The 13,912-nt window shown below is 44.5% G+C and carries 16 protein-coding genes; 7 read left to right on the plus strand and 9 right to left on the minus strand.

From position 1 onward, the window contains the following. Window positions 1-352: 352 nt before the first annotated feature. Window positions 353-952 (minus strand): DUF1684 domain-containing protein, encoded by a 600-nt coding sequence (locus ACZIX4_RS16900; protein ID WP_463336822.1) that lies wholly within the window; start codon window positions 950-952, stop codon window positions 353-355. 141 nt (window positions 953-1,093) lie between these two features. On the opposite strand from ACZIX4_RS16900, the gene ACZIX4_RS16905 reads away from it, so the two are divergent. Next, window positions 1,094-1,978 (plus strand): toxin-antitoxin system YwqK family antitoxin, encoded by an 885-nt coding sequence (locus ACZIX4_RS16905; RefSeq protein WP_463336823.1) that lies wholly within the window; start codon window positions 1,094-1,096, stop codon window positions 1,976-1,978. Next, a complete protein-coding gene (locus tag ACZIX4_RS16910; RefSeq protein ID WP_463336824.1) occupies window positions 1,962-2,453 on the plus strand; it encodes a GyrI-like domain-containing protein in 492 nt (163 codons plus the stop codon). Before ACZIX4_RS16905 ends, ACZIX4_RS16910 begins: the two co-directional genes overlap by 17 nt. Before the next feature lie 108 nt (window positions 2,454-2,561). Here ACZIX4_RS16910 and ACZIX4_RS16915 read toward each other — a convergent pair whose 3' ends face one another. Both ACZIX4_RS16915 and ACZIX4_RS16920 read right to left on the minus strand, forming a co-directional pair. After that, window positions 2,562-3,395: a hypothetical protein gene (locus tag ACZIX4_RS16915; protein WP_463336825.1), complete on the minus strand. Its 834-nt coding sequence runs from the start codon at window positions 3,393-3,395 to the stop codon at window positions 2,562-2,564. Window positions 3,396-3,399: 4 nt separating this feature from the next. Beyond that, window positions 3,400-3,831: a hypothetical protein gene (locus tag ACZIX4_RS16920; protein WP_463336826.1), complete on the minus strand. Its 432-nt coding sequence runs from the start codon at window positions 3,829-3,831 to the stop codon at window positions 3,400-3,402. A 298-nt stretch (window positions 3,832-4,129) separates the two neighbouring features. On the opposite strand from ACZIX4_RS16920, the gene ACZIX4_RS16925 reads away from it, so the two are divergent. After that, window positions 4,130-4,456: a hypothetical protein gene (locus ACZIX4_RS16925; protein WP_463336827.1), complete on the plus strand. Its 327-nt coding sequence runs from the start codon at window positions 4,130-4,132 to the stop codon at window positions 4,454-4,456. Window positions 4,457-4,518: 62 nt separating this feature from the next. Here ACZIX4_RS16925 and ACZIX4_RS16930 read toward each other — a convergent pair whose 3' ends face one another. Together ACZIX4_RS16930 and ACZIX4_RS16935 are read right to left on the minus strand one after the other, a co-directional pair. Beyond that, window positions 4,519-5,166 (minus strand): NAD(P)-dependent oxidoreductase, encoded by a 648-nt coding sequence (locus ACZIX4_RS16930; RefSeq protein ID WP_463336828.1) that lies wholly within the window; start codon window positions 5,164-5,166, stop codon window positions 4,519-4,521. Window positions 5,167-5,196: 30 nt separating this feature from the next. Continuing rightward, window positions 5,197-5,619, minus strand: a complete 423-nt coding sequence (locus ACZIX4_RS16935; RefSeq protein WP_463336829.1) for an RrF2 family transcriptional regulator — start codon at window positions 5,617-5,619, stop codon at window positions 5,197-5,199. 683 nt (window positions 5,620-6,302) lie between these two features. On the opposite strand from ACZIX4_RS16935, the gene ACZIX4_RS16940 reads away from it, so the two are divergent. Both ACZIX4_RS16940 and ACZIX4_RS16945 read left to right on the plus strand, forming a co-directional pair. Then, window positions 6,303-7,214, plus strand: a complete 912-nt coding sequence (locus ACZIX4_RS16940) for an AEC family transporter (protein ID WP_463336830.1) — start codon at window positions 6,303-6,305, stop codon at window positions 7,212-7,214. 231 nt (window positions 7,215-7,445) lie between these two features. Beyond that, entirely contained in the window at window positions 7,446-7,874 is a 429-nt protein-coding gene (locus tag ACZIX4_RS16945; RefSeq protein ID WP_463336831.1) for a DoxX family protein, read from the plus strand. On the opposite strand, the gene ACZIX4_RS16950 is transcribed toward ACZIX4_RS16945, so the two are convergent. Together ACZIX4_RS16950 and ACZIX4_RS16955 are read right to left on the minus strand one after the other, a co-directional pair. Continuing rightward, window positions 7,875-8,402 carry a hypothetical protein gene (locus ACZIX4_RS16950; protein WP_463336832.1) on the minus strand — a complete coding sequence of 176 codons (528 nt, stop codon included), beginning with the start codon at window positions 8,400-8,402 and terminating at the stop codon, window positions 7,875-7,877. A gap of 95 nt (window positions 8,403-8,497) precedes the next feature. Beyond that, on the minus strand, window positions 8,498-8,974 hold the full coding sequence (locus ACZIX4_RS16955; protein WP_463336833.1) for a hypothetical protein: 477 nt from the start codon (window positions 8,972-8,974) through the stop codon (window positions 8,498-8,500). 93 nt (window positions 8,975-9,067) lie between these two features. On the opposite strand from ACZIX4_RS16955, the gene ACZIX4_RS16960 reads away from it, so the two are divergent. Then, window positions 9,068-10,474, plus strand: a complete 1,407-nt coding sequence (locus ACZIX4_RS16960; RefSeq protein WP_463337103.1) for an FAD-binding oxidoreductase — start codon at window positions 9,068-9,070, stop codon at window positions 10,472-10,474. Window positions 10,475-10,514: 40 nt separating this feature from the next. Here ACZIX4_RS16960 and ACZIX4_RS16965 read toward each other — a convergent pair whose 3' ends face one another. Together ACZIX4_RS16965 and ACZIX4_RS16970 are read right to left on the minus strand one after the other, a co-directional pair. Continuing rightward, the gene (locus tag ACZIX4_RS16965) at window positions 10,515-11,759 is read right to left on the minus strand and encodes a cation:proton antiporter (protein WP_463336834.1); all 1,245 of its coding nucleotides are present in this window, start codon (window positions 11,757-11,759) and stop codon (window positions 10,515-10,517) included. Window positions 11,760-12,091: 332 nt separating this feature from the next. Further along, the gene (locus ACZIX4_RS16970) at window positions 12,092-12,661 is read right to left on the minus strand and encodes a hypothetical protein (RefSeq protein ID WP_463336835.1); all 570 of its coding nucleotides are present in this window, start codon (window positions 12,659-12,661) and stop codon (window positions 12,092-12,094) included. A gap of 110 nt (window positions 12,662-12,771) precedes the next feature. Here ACZIX4_RS16970 and ACZIX4_RS16975 point away from each other — a divergent pair, with 110 nt between their 5' ends. Next, entirely contained in the window at window positions 12,772-13,908 is a 1,137-nt protein-coding gene (locus ACZIX4_RS16975; protein ID WP_463336836.1) for a hypothetical protein, read from the plus strand. Window positions 13,909-13,912 lie beyond the last annotated feature (4 nt).

Raw genomic sequence — 13,912 nt, forward strand, 5'->3', positions numbered from 1 at the left:
AGGCAGCCTGCCGATGGGATGCTGTAAAGGGCGCTGCGCTTTCCACCCGTTCGTGCAGTGCATTAACCTACGCCGGCACAGTAATGTGAAAAACGGCCAGCAACACGGCAGGCGGGCAGCAGTGCGGAAATCCTTTCTAACATATATCCTCCCTTGGGAAACAAAGCAAAGCTGCCTGTAATGGGCGGCTTTTTTGTTAGCTATCAGCTATCAGCGTTTAAAGTGTATACCCGCTACCAGTTCTGAGACGCATGCAATGCGTCTCTACTGAAGTATTTGCCAATAAAAACATACTTATATTTCCGAGTGAAGTTCCCAATAACCGACAACTAACAACCATCAACCAAAAAAACTACTTCTTATACGCCTTTACCCCTGCTTCAATTTTTAGTTGCAGGTAATTGCCTGTTGGCGGTATGGGGCAACTATAGTCGTGGTTGTAGGCACAGTACGGGTTATAGGCTTTATTAAAATCAATCTGTATGGTTGTGCCCTGCGGTATGCGCAGGTCTATGTATCGGCCGCCGGCATAGCTGCCCTCATCATTGGTGTCGTCGGTAAACGGAAGGAACAGGTAGTCCTTGTATTCCTCGCGCTTTATAAGATCCAGGCTTTGGTACACATCAAGCTTGCAGGCTTTGCCGTCTACGGTAAAACGCAGTTCGCCGTACTTTACATACTGGCGGGTTTGGCCATCGGTAGTCGCCATGGCAAAGGGCTTTTCGTTTGGCGTGCGTGCCAGTGTTGCGGTAACGCAGTATTTGAGGTCTACCGGGTAAAAAGCGAGCGATTTAAATGCCTTGCGGTCTTTTTTGGTAAGCGGCGACGTTTTTGGGTTGGCATACTCCTCGTTCAGTTTTTTTTGTGCTTCGAGAGATGCCGCCTTGCTGCAGTCCTGCGCATAGGTAAGGGATATAATAGACAATGCCGCGATGGCAAACATTTTTTTCATGGACCTGATTTTTACCAAAAGTAAGGATTTCGGCTGTATTGCCAAGGATTTTGGCAATTCACCCAACTAAAATGGCGCAATATTTGTGCAGCATAGGGCGTTTTTATTATTAATTTTACCAATAAAACCACCTTTGCTTTTATGATACAGAAATTACGTTTCGGTGTTTTGCTGCTTATGCTTACCAGTGCCACAACCGCCCAGGTTAAAAAGCTAAAAACCCAACATATAACCAACCCCTGCACTAACGAGGAAACCACACAGCACTTTGATAAAAAAGGTAAACTTACCGAGGAGATAAACAAAACTACATCGGCCAAAGGCAAGGTGGTGGTAAACCGCACCCTTTATAAATACCAGGAAAACAACCCCGTACTGGTGCAGTACGTGTGTAACGATACCCTGGTAAGCGAGGAAACCAGCGAATACATGAACGGCGATTTGGTACACTTCCGCCGTACGGTAAAGGGCAGCCTGGCGCTTGATGAGGCCTATACGTACAAAAAGGGCAAGGTACTCAGCGTGATCTCCACTACCCCGAAAGGCGTGCTTACCAAAACCGTAAAGTACGACAGCGGCCTCAGGCTAAAGGAAACGATATGCCGCACCGGCGATATTGTTACCTCTATAGAACGCGAATATACCCATGGAAATGCTAAAACGGTGCAGTACTTTTCGCAACCTATTACAAACGACCCGCAGATGATTAAGGAGTTTGTGTTTGACTACGACGGTAATGTTATAGACGAACGCACGATTATGAAAGGCGTGGAAACCGGCCGCATAGTGCAGCGTTTTGAAAAAGGCAGGCCTGCACTGCGTAAGGAATACGAATACAGCAACCCCGTGTATGAAATGCAGTTTGACGAGCGTGGCAACCCGCTGCGTGAGGAAAATTTTGAAACCGGCGATGTTACGCTTTATGACAGTAAGTTCAACCCGAACCGCGACCTTAAAGAGGTAAAAGTATTTAAAAACGACAAGGAGCAATGCATAAAGAAAGTGGACAATGAGTATTGGGAATAGTCTTTCATTGCCCGAAATAATTACCTTTCCTGAAACAAGGCTTGTGGGGCTGCACTGCACCATGAGCTTTGCGCAAAATACCACGCCGCTGCTTTGGCAACAGTTTATGCCGCGCCGTAAGGAAATATGGGCGGTTGATGCCAACCTGTTTTCGCTGCAACACTATCCTAAAGGATTTTTTGAGCATTTCAACCCGAATGCACAGTTTGAAAAATGGGCGGCGGTGGCTGCAACTGATTTTAGTACTGTGCCACAGGGCATGGCTACCATAACTATTCCTGCCGGAAAATATGCAGTATTCCACTACAAAGGCAACCCTGCCAATGGTGCCGAAGTGTTCCGGTATATTTTAGGTGAATGGCTGCCGCAAAGCGGTTATACTCTCGGTGCACGCCCGCATTTCGAAATCCTTGGTGCTAACTACAAAAACGGCTCCGACGACAGCGAAGAGGATATTTATATCCCTGTAGTGTAGTTGTTGGTCATTTTTTAAGATGGAAGTAAAACCAAGAGCATGCAAGGCTTATAAAAGTGAGTAGGATTATTATCTTGCCAATGGTTTTACTCCTTTAGTTATAATGATTTAGTCCCTGTAGGGAAGTACTATGGTACATTCATCATCTGTATGGCTGTCGTAGTCGTTACTTATAGCTGTACATTGCCCGGGCAGCAGGTAAACATCCGTCCAGCGGTGCCAGTTCAGTTCGCGCAGCATGGTGTTTAGCTGTGCTTCCACTATAGCCGCATTATCTGCTACCTGGGGGCGCAGGCGGTTTTCTATACTGCCGGTAAACAGCCCTCCTTCTATCCAGTACCACCAGCCTGCTACGGCTCCCTGCAAAACATGGTCTGACGTAATAAAGAGGTCTACATAATAGCCAATTTTAGCTTTATAGGTGATAAAAAGCGGCAGGTTTATCTTTAACGGGACCTCTATTTTTATGAGGTCATTACCAAATTGCCCTATCTCAAAGGCGTCGATTTTAAATTTAAATAAAACATTGCCATCACGCTTAATTTCATTTATACCCCTTAGCATATCATCAATAAGGCCGTTAACCCTTGCCCCGGCGAGCCGCCTTATATTTAGCAGTGATTTCCGTTCGGTAGGGTCGTGTGAAACCAATAACACAGACGATGTTTTGTCGTTAAAATCAGGTAGCGAATTAACATCCCTGTTACCCGTATAGGCAAAGGCTTTTAATTTCCCAGAAAACCGCGCATCTTCAAAAAGGTAGCAGGTATTGGGAGGAGATGCTGCCGATGCTCCCAGGCGCAGGGATGAAGCCTTATCATTAAACCCCATTTCGTTAATAAACCCGTATGTAGCCAGCAGGTAGCGTTGCGGCGCAGGGTTGTCTACATTCAGCTGTCGGCCGCCGAGACCGTTGTGCTCAAATAGTCTTGCATTTGCCATAATATCAGGTATTAAAAGGTTTGGTTAAAGAAAGTTCGGAAATCCGGTCGATGAGCGAATTGATTTTTTCATCAGCTTTTACGTGGTTACTGATATAGTTAGACAAGTGTACAAGGTCATCATACCTGCTTCGGGTAGGATTTTGCTCATACCTGGCTATTACGTTGTTTAAAGCATCATAAGGGTCTTTAAAATTATACACATCGGCATGCCCCAGTTTCCTCAGGTCATAGTTCCATCCGTCCATTACCTGGTAATCGTGCGAAAGGACTTTTTGTGCATGGTATTTTGAAGTTAGCCCGCCAAAGGCTTCACGGTTGGTTTTCCTGTCTTTAGTGTGTGGAAACCAGCCCAGTTCATGAATGATATAGCCCGCGTTAAAAATGAGGCTAATTGCGGCAACCCCTAAGGTTACCCCTAAAAGAATTGTATCCATAATTTTTTGTTTTTGCCCTTACTCGTATGGCTTTTCAGGATTCTCCCCGTTTTTTACAAGTGTTTCCCGGCTCACTTATGCATATGGGAGGTCACCCCGGCATAACCTGGATTTATATAAGAAACTTGAGTTAAGTGGTTGTAAATCTATTGATTAAGATTTCTCTTGGCAATACCTAACTGTAGGGAATTATTAGCAGGGGAAACTTATGCACAGCATAATGTTAAAAAATACACAAAGAAAAAAATCTTACAAATAGATTTTTTTCTTAAAATTGCTTTGTATTTAAATCGAATGTATGAAACACTTTATTGAATTTGCAGAACCTGATTTCGGTACGGTGGAAATTGTAAAGCCACACGGGTTTAACCAACTTGACCTTGAAAATGGCCGGACAACGTATTTAGAAGTGAGGAAATCCAGTTGGGAAGCTTTTGGCAAGCTAGTATCATCGTTAAAGCTTCGAGGAGCTGGTGCTGTAGCCAACTATATATATCAGAATGAAGGATACCCTCCTGTAGCATTAAATATCTGTATGTTGCGCGCCCATACAGATGAGTATACCTATTTCGGGATGTATGTAAATGATTACAGCCCGGCAGTGTTTGTGCGGCGCATAGGGTAATAAAAAAAGGAGTGGCATTACACCACTCCTTACATATAGGCCGTTACGGAACTAAAAACTTTTTAATATCCCGCAGTAAAGCGCTGCCTGCGGAAACGCGGTGTTTCGGCTTCATCGGCTATCACTACGGCGAGGTCTTCTACAGATAGGGTATTACGGTGGTTATCGTCAAATACGGGGCTGTCAAAGCCCAGGCGGTAATTACCTGTGCGGCCTGTGGTAATGCCCGGATGCATTTCTATAGCAGGGCTAAAGAATACCCAGTCCAGTTCTTTTTCATCCTGAAGGGTTTTCAGGTACTTGCGTACTGCATTGGCACCTGCTTTATAATCATCTGGGAATTTAGGCGTGTCTATAAGCTGTAAGCCCGGAGCCACGTACAGGCTGCCCGCACCACCTATAACTATAAAACGGCTGATGCCCGCCTGCTTCACGGCCTTTTGTATGCTTTCGGCACCTTTAAGGTAGTCCACGTAAATATCAGGGTTGGTCCACCCCGGGTTGTAGGCGCTTATTACCACATCGTGGCCTTTCAGTATTTCGGCAAGATCGGCGGTATCAAAAATATCGGCCTTAACGCCAACCACACCCTGCGGAAGTGTTTGCTTAGGGTGGCGGCTTATGGCAGTGGCCCTGTGGCCGCGGTGAGAGAACTCGTTTACAAGTGCCTGGCCTACAAAGCCTGTAGCACCTATTATCGCTACTTTCATAATCTGTTTGTTTATTTGTTTGTGTCTGGGTTATACGGTTTCGGTTGTAAACTGCCTGCTGAAGTCGTGCAGCGTTACCCCTTTCAGCTCGGCGCAAATACAATGGTTAATGTTTTTGTACAGGCTGTCCAGGCTCTCCCTTATGTTTTTGCCCACAGGGCATTTGCCATTTGGCTCATTGCGCGAAAATCCCAGCGACATACACTCAAACGTGGTGTTGTACACGTCTTCCAGCGTAATGTCTGTAGCGGGGCGTGCCAGGCGTGCACCGCCAAACTTGCCCTCGCGGCTTTCTACAATGTTGTGTTTTTTAAGGTTGCTTATTTCTTTGCGTATGAGCACGGGGTTAATGTTCATGCAGCCTGCAAGGTAATCTGACGATAAAAAATCTTCCGGGTGCCTGCTCATCAGGGTAAGGATGTGGAGTGTTATGGCAAATTTTCCGGAAATCATTCTGTAATATTATTTGTTACTAATGTAAGAAAAATTTCGGTAAGGAAAAATAACTTTTACCACGAATTTCGCGAATTAAACGAATCTGTTTGCTAAAATAAAGGATTATATAATTTATGATTTGATTTAGTGCTAAATACCAAATCTGTTTACACACCCCCAGCCCCTCTCAAGAGCTATCGTGTGGACACATTTATTGAGGAGACACTAATTCGCCATATAGTCCTCTCCCCCGACCCCTCTCCTTTGGAGAGGGGAGCGTGAACGGGTACAGTTAGTAAACATTTCGCATAAAAACACGAATAAATATAGTCCTAAATATACGAGTGAAGCTACTCCCTCCCCATTGGGGGAGGGTTGGGGAGGGGATAAAAAAGATGTGTCCACACGATAGTCTCAAGAGGGGAGCTACCACTCATACCCTTTAAGCTTCACTCAAAGTAAATACATTTTTAACACAAGAGTTATGCTTTTCCCTTTCTGAGACTATCGTGAGGACACATTTCCAAGACCATGATTTATCGGGATGAGTGAAGCTATTCCCCTCTTGAGAGGGGTTAGGGGTGTGTCATTACTTTCTTTGCCTCCAACAAGATGGTAACAACTACTAAATTGACAAAAATCATATACAGGCTGTGGCTTTGTACCGTATCTTTGAGAAATTACCAAAATTCCCCGCTTTTATGGATAGCCTTATCCTTATTGTAGTATGTATGCTGGCCGGTGTAATGCTGCGCCGCCAAAATGTGGTGCCGCCTAATGCCCACGTGGCACTAAACCAGTTTGCCATATACCTGCTGCTTCCGGCGCTGTCGCTGTATTACATCCCTAAAATCCAGATAAGCGAAAAGCTGCTCTACCCCGTAGGTGCAGGGTGGTTCAGTTTTCTGTTCAGTTGGGTGTTTTTTGCCCTTATGGGCAAATTGCTGAAATGGCCGCGCAAGCTGCAGGGCTGCCTGATTATTACCGGCGGGTTCCTTAACTCATCGTTCATCGGGTTCCCGGTTATAGAGGCGCTGTACGGCAAGGAGGGGCTTAAAACCGCTATTATGGTAGATCAGCCCGGCACGTTTGTAATGCTGTCCACACTCGGCGTACTGGTAGCGGTACTGTACTCACGGGGGACGCCATCGGCAGGGGTGATTGCCAAAAGGGTATTCAGTTTCCCGCCGTTTATAGGCTTTGCCATAGGGGCAATAATGAACCTTACGGGCTATGATTTTATAGATGTGGTGCAAACCGTGCTGCAAAAACTGGGCAGCTGCGTAACACCCGTAGCACTGGTGGCCGTAGGCCTGCAACTGAGCATTGACCGTAAAAGTAAGCACTGGGGATTCCTTGCCTGGGGGCTTGCCATGAAACTGCTTATGATACCCGCTTTTTTCTTTATCGTGTACAAACTGGTACTTGATGCCCATGGCGAACTGATAGACATCTCTATTATGGAAGCCGCCACACCACCTATGATAAGCGCCGCGATACTTGCCTCGGCACACGGACTGAAACCTAAGCTTGCAGGAATGATGGTGGGCATAGGCATACCGCTTTCGGCTGTAAGCATGACGTTTTGGTACCTGCTACTACAGTATTTTTAGTTAAATTTTAAATAAAAAGACGAATTTTAAGTTTAAACTATTGAATAACAGTGCAGTATTGTTGCTGTTTTCTGCAAAATAGCCTGCTTGTGGGTAAGGTTCGCCGCAACATTTTGAAAAATCCATAATAGTTTGATTAACAATGTAAAAATGTGAAATTTAACATTGTAAGTGTAAAGAAATTCTTAAATTTCGATTTCCTGAACAAACTACTTATTTCCTTGAAATCTTATGTGGATCTTTAAAAGCACCATTAACAAAAACCTGAACAGTTTTGCCCTGCTTTTGGTACGCGTTGTCTCCGGCGGGCTTATGCTTACCCATGGCATTATGAAATACAAACTACTGGTAGGCCCCGGCCCCATAAAGTTTGCCGACCCCATAGGCATTGGCGACGGCCCCACATTAGTCTTTGCCGTACTGGCCGAGTTGGTATGCTCCATACTGCTCATTGTGGGCTTTGCTACGCGGCTGGCTGCATTGCCGCCTATAATTACTATGTTTGTGGCAGTGTTTGTAGTGCATGCCCACGAAGGTTTGGAAAAACAGGAACTTGCTATACTGTACCTGCTTATTTATATAATGCTACTCATTACCGGCAGTGGCAAGTACTCTATAGACCGAATTATCCCAAGGAAGAAACGGTATATTTTTGGTTAGTTATCTTTTACCATCCAGATATTCCTGCCTGCGATCTAAACCATCTTCCATGAATTGCGCTTTAGGATGTTTTAGGAGATAATCCCTTATAGAGACACTTCTCAGTGAGTCTATGAAATGCTCTCCATATTGTTCATATATATAATCATTCATGGTCCCTTCATAACATTGCATTTCAAAACAGCCCAATTGAATGTCATAAAAGAGTGTTTCCTGATATTCAATTCCCTGTTTTTTCAATAGGTCTTTCATCCCCTCAGTTTGCGGAATTAAAAATGTAAAATATATTCTCTTTCCCTTTTTTATATCATCAAGTGCACGCTTAGTGTTGTAGGGGCATATGGTATCAATACATTTTATTTTTGCCTTTCGGTTTTCAAAAAATATTTTACTGTAATCTTCTACATTATATACTACAAAGCTGTCGTTTACAATTTCAATTCCCGGATAAGGACTTTCATTATTAGTCTTACAGGCGAATAATGTGATGAGGATTAACATAATCAATACAACTGACTTACTTTTCATTGATTGAGGTTTATTATATTAACTCAAAAAGATACATATATTGTATGAAGACAAGTATACAACAGGCCTCTTTGGCTGATTTTATTTCCTGGAAACTACTCCCCAAAATTAGCCTCATCATTTGAAATTACTTCGCGTATAGCTGCGTTGCCCACTATACGCCACTTGGCTGTATAGGTACCCGCGCCGTCTGAAAAGAATCCCGAAAGTACATATCGGTCGCCGTATTTCCTGATTTTAACCTGGTTATCATTCAGTGTACCGCTAAAATTGGTGTTGAACATACCGCTGATTTCAGGATAAATGTACGTGCCGTCTATCACCAGGGTAAATTTTACCAACTGGTTTCGGGGCATTTCCATACCCATATCGCTGCCGTACCATGGTTTGCCGTCTATGGTGCAGATATATTGCAGTTCGCCCGATTGGCATGTCTGCACAGTATGCTCCTTTTCAACGAAAGGCTTTATCTCCCAAATAAGCGAAACGTTTTCTGCAAGCTGTAGTTTCCCTTTTTTGGACTGGCTAAAAGCTAATAAAGGAACAGACAGCAGTATGATTAAATACTTCATGGCGTGGCAGTTTTAGTAAATGTAAGAATTAAAAGATATGCTTAGCCGTTTTTTTAAATTTCCCTACTTTTGAAACGTAATTTATACACTGCAATGAACACTACGCTTACCACTCCCTTTATAGAGCAACTACAGGCCGTAACCGGCGCCCAATACGTTTTTACTGACGAGGCTACCCGCATTACTTACGGCCATGACGAAACCGAAGACTATAGCTTTCCGCCTGCCGTGGTGGTAAAGCCGGGCACGCCCGAAGAGGTTTCGGCTATAATGAGGCTGGCCAACGAATATAAAATCCCCATAGTGCCCATAGGTGCACGTACCGGCCTCAGTGGCGGCGCGCTGAGCATCTACGGCGGTATAGGGCTGAGCATGGAGCGTTTTACCCAACTGGAAATCGACGAAAAGAATCTGCAGGCTATAGCAGGCCCGGCAGTGATAACGCAGGTTTTGCGCGATACGGCTTCCGAAAAGGGACTGTTTTATCCGCCCGACCCAAGCAGCCAGGGGAGCTGTTCTATAGGCGGTAACGTTGCCGAAAACAGTGGTGGTGCCCGCGCCGTAAAGTATGGCGTGACCAAAGATTACATCCTGAACCTTGAGGTGGTTTTGCCTAATGGCGAAATCATCTGGACGGGGGCCAATACCCTGAAAAACTCTACCGGGTACAACCTTACCCAGCTTATGGTGGGCAGCGAGGGGACGCTGGGCATCATTACCAAGATTGTATTAAAACTCATCCCGAAACCTACACATAACGTACTGATGCTGATACCGTTTTTTAAGGCGGGTCAGGCGTGTGAGGCTGTTGCCGAAATTTTCCGTGCGGGGATTGTGCCCAGTGCACTGGAATTTATGGAGCGCGATGCCATAGACTGGGGCCTGAAATACCTGGACAATGTAAGCATTGACATTAAGGATGAAGTACAGGCGCACCTGCTGGTAGAGGTAGACGGTAATTATCCTGACGTGCTGTTTAGCGAAGCCGAAAAGATTATGGGTGTAGTAGAGCAGTTTGATATTGACGAAATACTGTTTGCCGATACAGAAGACCAAAAAAACGCCCTGTGGAAATTGCGCCGCACCGTAGCCGAAGCGGTAAAATCACACTCAGTATATAAGGAGGAAGACACGGTGGTACCCCGCTATGAGTTGCCCGTACTGCTTGAAGGTATAAAAGCCATTGGTAAAAAATACGGTTTCCATTCGGTGTGCTATGGCCATGCCGGCGATGGCAACCTCCACGTGAACATCATTAAGGGTGATATGACCGATGAAAACTGGCTTGTTGAGGTGCCAAAAGGCATCCGCGAGATATTTGAGCTAACGGTTTCGCTGAAAGGTACGCTAAGCGGCGAACACGGCATTGGTTTCGTACAGAAAAATTATATGGATATTGCATTCCCGGAAGTGCAACTGCAACTAATGAAAGGCATTAAGCAATTATTCGACCCGAATAATATTTTGAATCCCGGTAAGATATTGCCGGACAATTTATAGAAGAGCTGCTGAGCTTCTTAGCCACTAAGCTGCTTAGAAGCTAAGAAGCTTCTTTAGATAATATCTTTGTAGCCACTTTAGCAATGGTAAGCCCCTGCACTATAATGCTGAATACCACTACAAAATAGGTAATGGCTATCAGGGTGTTTTTGTATGGGTTGTCGTGCATGGACAGTGCCAGTGCTATGGAAACCCCACCGCGCAGGCCACCCCATACCAGTATTTTTATGGTACCGCTACTGAATTTCTCCCTGAATGTAATGAGCTTTGTAGGAAGCCAAATCGATATAAACCTGCCCAGTAGCACCAGTGCCACAGTTATAAAACCCGGCACCCAGTAATTATGGAAATCCTTAATCATCAGCAGGTCCAGCCCTATGATAAGGAACAGTATCGCGTTTAGTATTTCGTCGTTCAGTTCCCAAAATTTATCCAGGTAGTCCTTTGTAATGGCACTCATGGCGAAACGCTTGCGCAGGTTGCCTATCATTATCCCCGCGAAAACCATCGTCAGCGGGCCCGATATGTGCAGGTAGCGTGCTATGAGATAACCGCCCATTACTACAGACAGTGTTATAAGTACCGATACTTTATAATCGTCCACCTTTCGCATGGCGCGCGATGCCGTGATGCCCAGTGTAAGCCCCACGATGAAAGCCCCACCGGCTTCCTTAACCAGCAGCCACAGTACGTGCAGCGGGGTAAGGTCAGATGCTTTTCCTTCGGCCAGTTGCAGTATTACGGCAAACACCACTACGGCCACGCCGTCGTTAAATAGCGATTCTCCTGCGATTTTGGTTTCGAGTGATTTACGTACTTTGGCCTGCTTCAGTATGCTGAGTACCGCCACCGGGTCGGTAGGGGAGATGAGCGCCCCAAACAGTAGGCAGTAGATATACGGTATCTCCAAACCTTTTATAGGGATAAAATACACCAGTGTACCCACCACAAATGTGGAAATCACCACACTTACGGTAGAGAATACCATTACAGGGCCGCGCTGTTCGCGGAGGTCTTTTATGTTAATATGGATGGCGCCCGCAAAGAGCAGGAAGTTCAGCATGGCGCCCATAAGGAGCTCGGTAAAATCGAACTTATTAATAAGCTCTGACAGCCCGTGCAGCGTCTTCGGGAAAATATTACCAAAGGCTACCAGCAATATAGATACCGCCATGGCTATGACCATAACCCCTATGGTAGAAGGCAGCTTCAGGTAGCGTACGTTGAGGTATGCAAAAAAGCTGGCCAGTACAATGAGGATAGAAACGGTATAGTATAATTCCATAGGCGTGCAAAAAAGGTAGTAAGTGGATTTTTACAAAGATAACTTTTTTAGACGCTGTGGCAGTTTTTTTAACAGTTATAAGCCTTTTCGGGTACCCTTTCCAAAGGTTATCGTATCGACACATCTTTTCGACTTCACGGCTTTACGTGAAATTTTACCACAAAGAACACCAAGGGAGGCACAAAGTTCCACAAAGTTGCCCGAAAATTCATCAAAAACCTATGATAAGGACACAAGGGCTTTCCTTTTGAAAGCTGAGAAGTACACGAAGTGATTTGTGACTACAAGGGCCTTAAAGGAGGGAGGTGAAGTTTCAGTAAGTTTAGTTTTAATTATACCCCCAGTTCCTTACACACTTCTTCGCCCAGTACCTTAGCCATAAGGCCATGCCCGGCGCGGTTCAGGAACTTCCATTTGCTTTTGGTAAGGCTGTCTGATATGGCTATGATATCGGCCTTTTGCTTTATGGTAAACGAATTGAATTTCGGGTTGAAGGTAACATCCTCTGTTTTCATAGACGTTTTCAGGTTCTTCAGCATTTCTTTGGCATCAATGCCGCTAAGCGGTTCCATAAAGGTCATTTTCATTACCAGGTCGTGCTTTATAATACAGTAGCTGCCACCGTTTATCTGCTTTATTTCACCAAACTCAAAGTTGGCAGGTTCCTCCAGTATGTCCATAATATAGCCGTCGCCCTTCAGCATTGCTTTCAGGCCTTCCATCATTTTTTCCTTCGGTATAATTTCAAATATCTTTGGGTAGGTATCGGCTATAAGAGCTTCGTATTTGCCCATAGTGGTATTTTTATAAAAACGTGCGGCATCGGTTTCCAGTGTTTTGCGATCCTGGGCTATGGTTGCCAGCGAAAACGTAAGTGCGAGGAATAAAAATAATTGCTTCATGTCCGTAAAGATAGGCATTAGCACACATTATCCGTTCATTTTAACAGGCACTGCATTGCAGTATTTGTTTTAATTTTTATTATTGCAGGTAATATTGTAAACTGTTGTCAATGAATACAATTATAAAGCCTTACCTGTTGTGCCTGTGGGCTGTTATCGGCTGCGTGGCGGCTGCGCATGCGCAAAGCGGTTTTAAGACTGATTTACAGGACGAAAACCTGAAAGGGAAGGTTAAGAGTTACAGCCTGAGGATAGATTATATAGATGAATATGACAAAACTTTGGGCCAAACCCGTATAGTGACACCAAAAGCCGCAATTGGCGAAAATGCTTACGCAGAATATAACAGGGACGGGCTACTGGTAAGCACCCTTATGGGGACTTTTGATGATGACCTGAAATTTAAGAAACATGATGAGGGCGAAACAATGTATTATGAATATGATGCCATGGACATTGCCGAAAAAAAGAAGTACGCCACAAAATATAAGTATCCGCCCATGCTCCCGAAGGAGTTTTATGCTGTTCACGCTAATTTCAGTACTTTCCGGAAAGATACAACACGTTTAAAAATTGGTATTGTAGAATTATACGGGGCCGGTTATGATGACAAAACCGGTAACCTTACGGGCGTTGTAAGGTTCAGGAAATCGTATAACCCTGCTAAACCCAATATTATGGCTAACGAAAAGGAACTAAAACTGATATTGACAGATAAATATACCGAGGAGCAACGCAGGTTTGAGTATGATGAAAAGGGGAGGCTGAAGAGCTGCATTTTGTACAAGCATGGGCACACGGTAAGCCACATTTATAATTTTAGTGAGGTGACTAACATACCCAAAACTAAAGTTACCTTTGCGTATGATGACCGGGGCAGGTTATACAAGTATACTTTGTATAACGGCGAAGATAAAGAGTTAGGCTCTGTAACATACCAATATAATAACAAGGAAAATTGGGTAGAGAGCGAACGTATTTATCTTGTGAACCCGCCCGAGTATTACCTTGCCTCAGTGCATTATCGCGAAAAAAAGTATAATAAGCAGGGCGACCTCATTGCCTATACCCTTAAAGTAGACCCAAGATATGCTGATTTGGTACGGGTACAGCAACAGTATGCCGATAAGTTTTTTTCGTATACCTATGATAAGCAGTCTAACTGGGTTAAGTGCGATATTTACCTTGATAGCGCACAAAGTAAACGTGTGTGTACAATGTACAGGGATATAGAGTATTATAAATAGCGCA

Source organism: Flavobacterium niveum (assembly GCF_055231775.1).

Coding starts and splice junctions, on each gene's coding strand:
- ACZIX4_RS16900 (WP_463336822.1), bottom strand. CDS start 952: ATGAAAAAAATGTTTGCCATCGCGGCATTGTCTATTATATCCCTTACC.
- ACZIX4_RS16905 (WP_463336823.1), top strand. CDS start 1,094: ATGATACAGAAATTACGTTTCGGTGTTTTGCTGCTTATGCTTACCAGT.
- ACZIX4_RS16910 (WP_463336824.1), top strand. CDS start 1,962: ATGAGTATTGGGAATAGTCTTTCATTGCCCGAAATAATTACCTTTCCT.
- ACZIX4_RS16915 (WP_463336825.1), bottom strand. CDS start 3,395: ATGGCAAATGCAAGACTATTTGAGCACAACGGTCTCGGCGGCCGACAG.
- ACZIX4_RS16920 (WP_463336826.1), bottom strand. CDS start 3,831: ATGGATACAATTCTTTTAGGGGTAACCTTAGGGGTTGCCGCAATTAGC.
- ACZIX4_RS16925 (WP_463336827.1), top strand. CDS start 4,130: ATGAAACACTTTATTGAATTTGCAGAACCTGATTTCGGTACGGTGGAA.
- ACZIX4_RS16930 (WP_463336828.1), bottom strand. CDS start 5,166: ATGAAAGTAGCGATAATAGGTGCTACAGGCTTTGTAGGCCAGGCACTT.
- ACZIX4_RS16935 (WP_463336829.1), bottom strand. CDS start 5,619: ATGATTTCCGGAAAATTTGCCATAACACTCCACATCCTTACCCTGATG.
- ACZIX4_RS16940 (WP_463336830.1), top strand. CDS start 6,303: ATGGATAGCCTTATCCTTATTGTAGTATGTATGCTGGCCGGTGTAATG.
- ACZIX4_RS16945 (WP_463336831.1), top strand. CDS start 7,446: ATGTGGATCTTTAAAAGCACCATTAACAAAAACCTGAACAGTTTTGCC.
- ACZIX4_RS16950 (WP_463336832.1), bottom strand. CDS start 8,402: ATGAAAAGTAAGTCAGTTGTATTGATTATGTTAATCCTCATCACATTA.
- ACZIX4_RS16955 (WP_463336833.1), bottom strand. CDS start 8,974: ATGAAGTATTTAATCATACTGCTGTCTGTTCCTTTATTAGCTTTTAGC.
- ACZIX4_RS16960 (WP_463337103.1), top strand. CDS start 9,068: ATGAACACTACGCTTACCACTCCCTTTATAGAGCAACTACAGGCCGTA.
- ACZIX4_RS16965 (WP_463336834.1), bottom strand. CDS start 11,759: ATGGAATTATACTATACCGTTTCTATCCTCATTGTACTGGCCAGCTTT.
- ACZIX4_RS16970 (WP_463336835.1), bottom strand. CDS start 12,661: ATGAAGCAATTATTTTTATTCCTCGCACTTACGTTTTCGCTGGCAACC.
- ACZIX4_RS16975 (WP_463336836.1), top strand. CDS start 12,772: ATGAATACAATTATAAAGCCTTACCTGTTGTGCCTGTGGGCTGTTATC.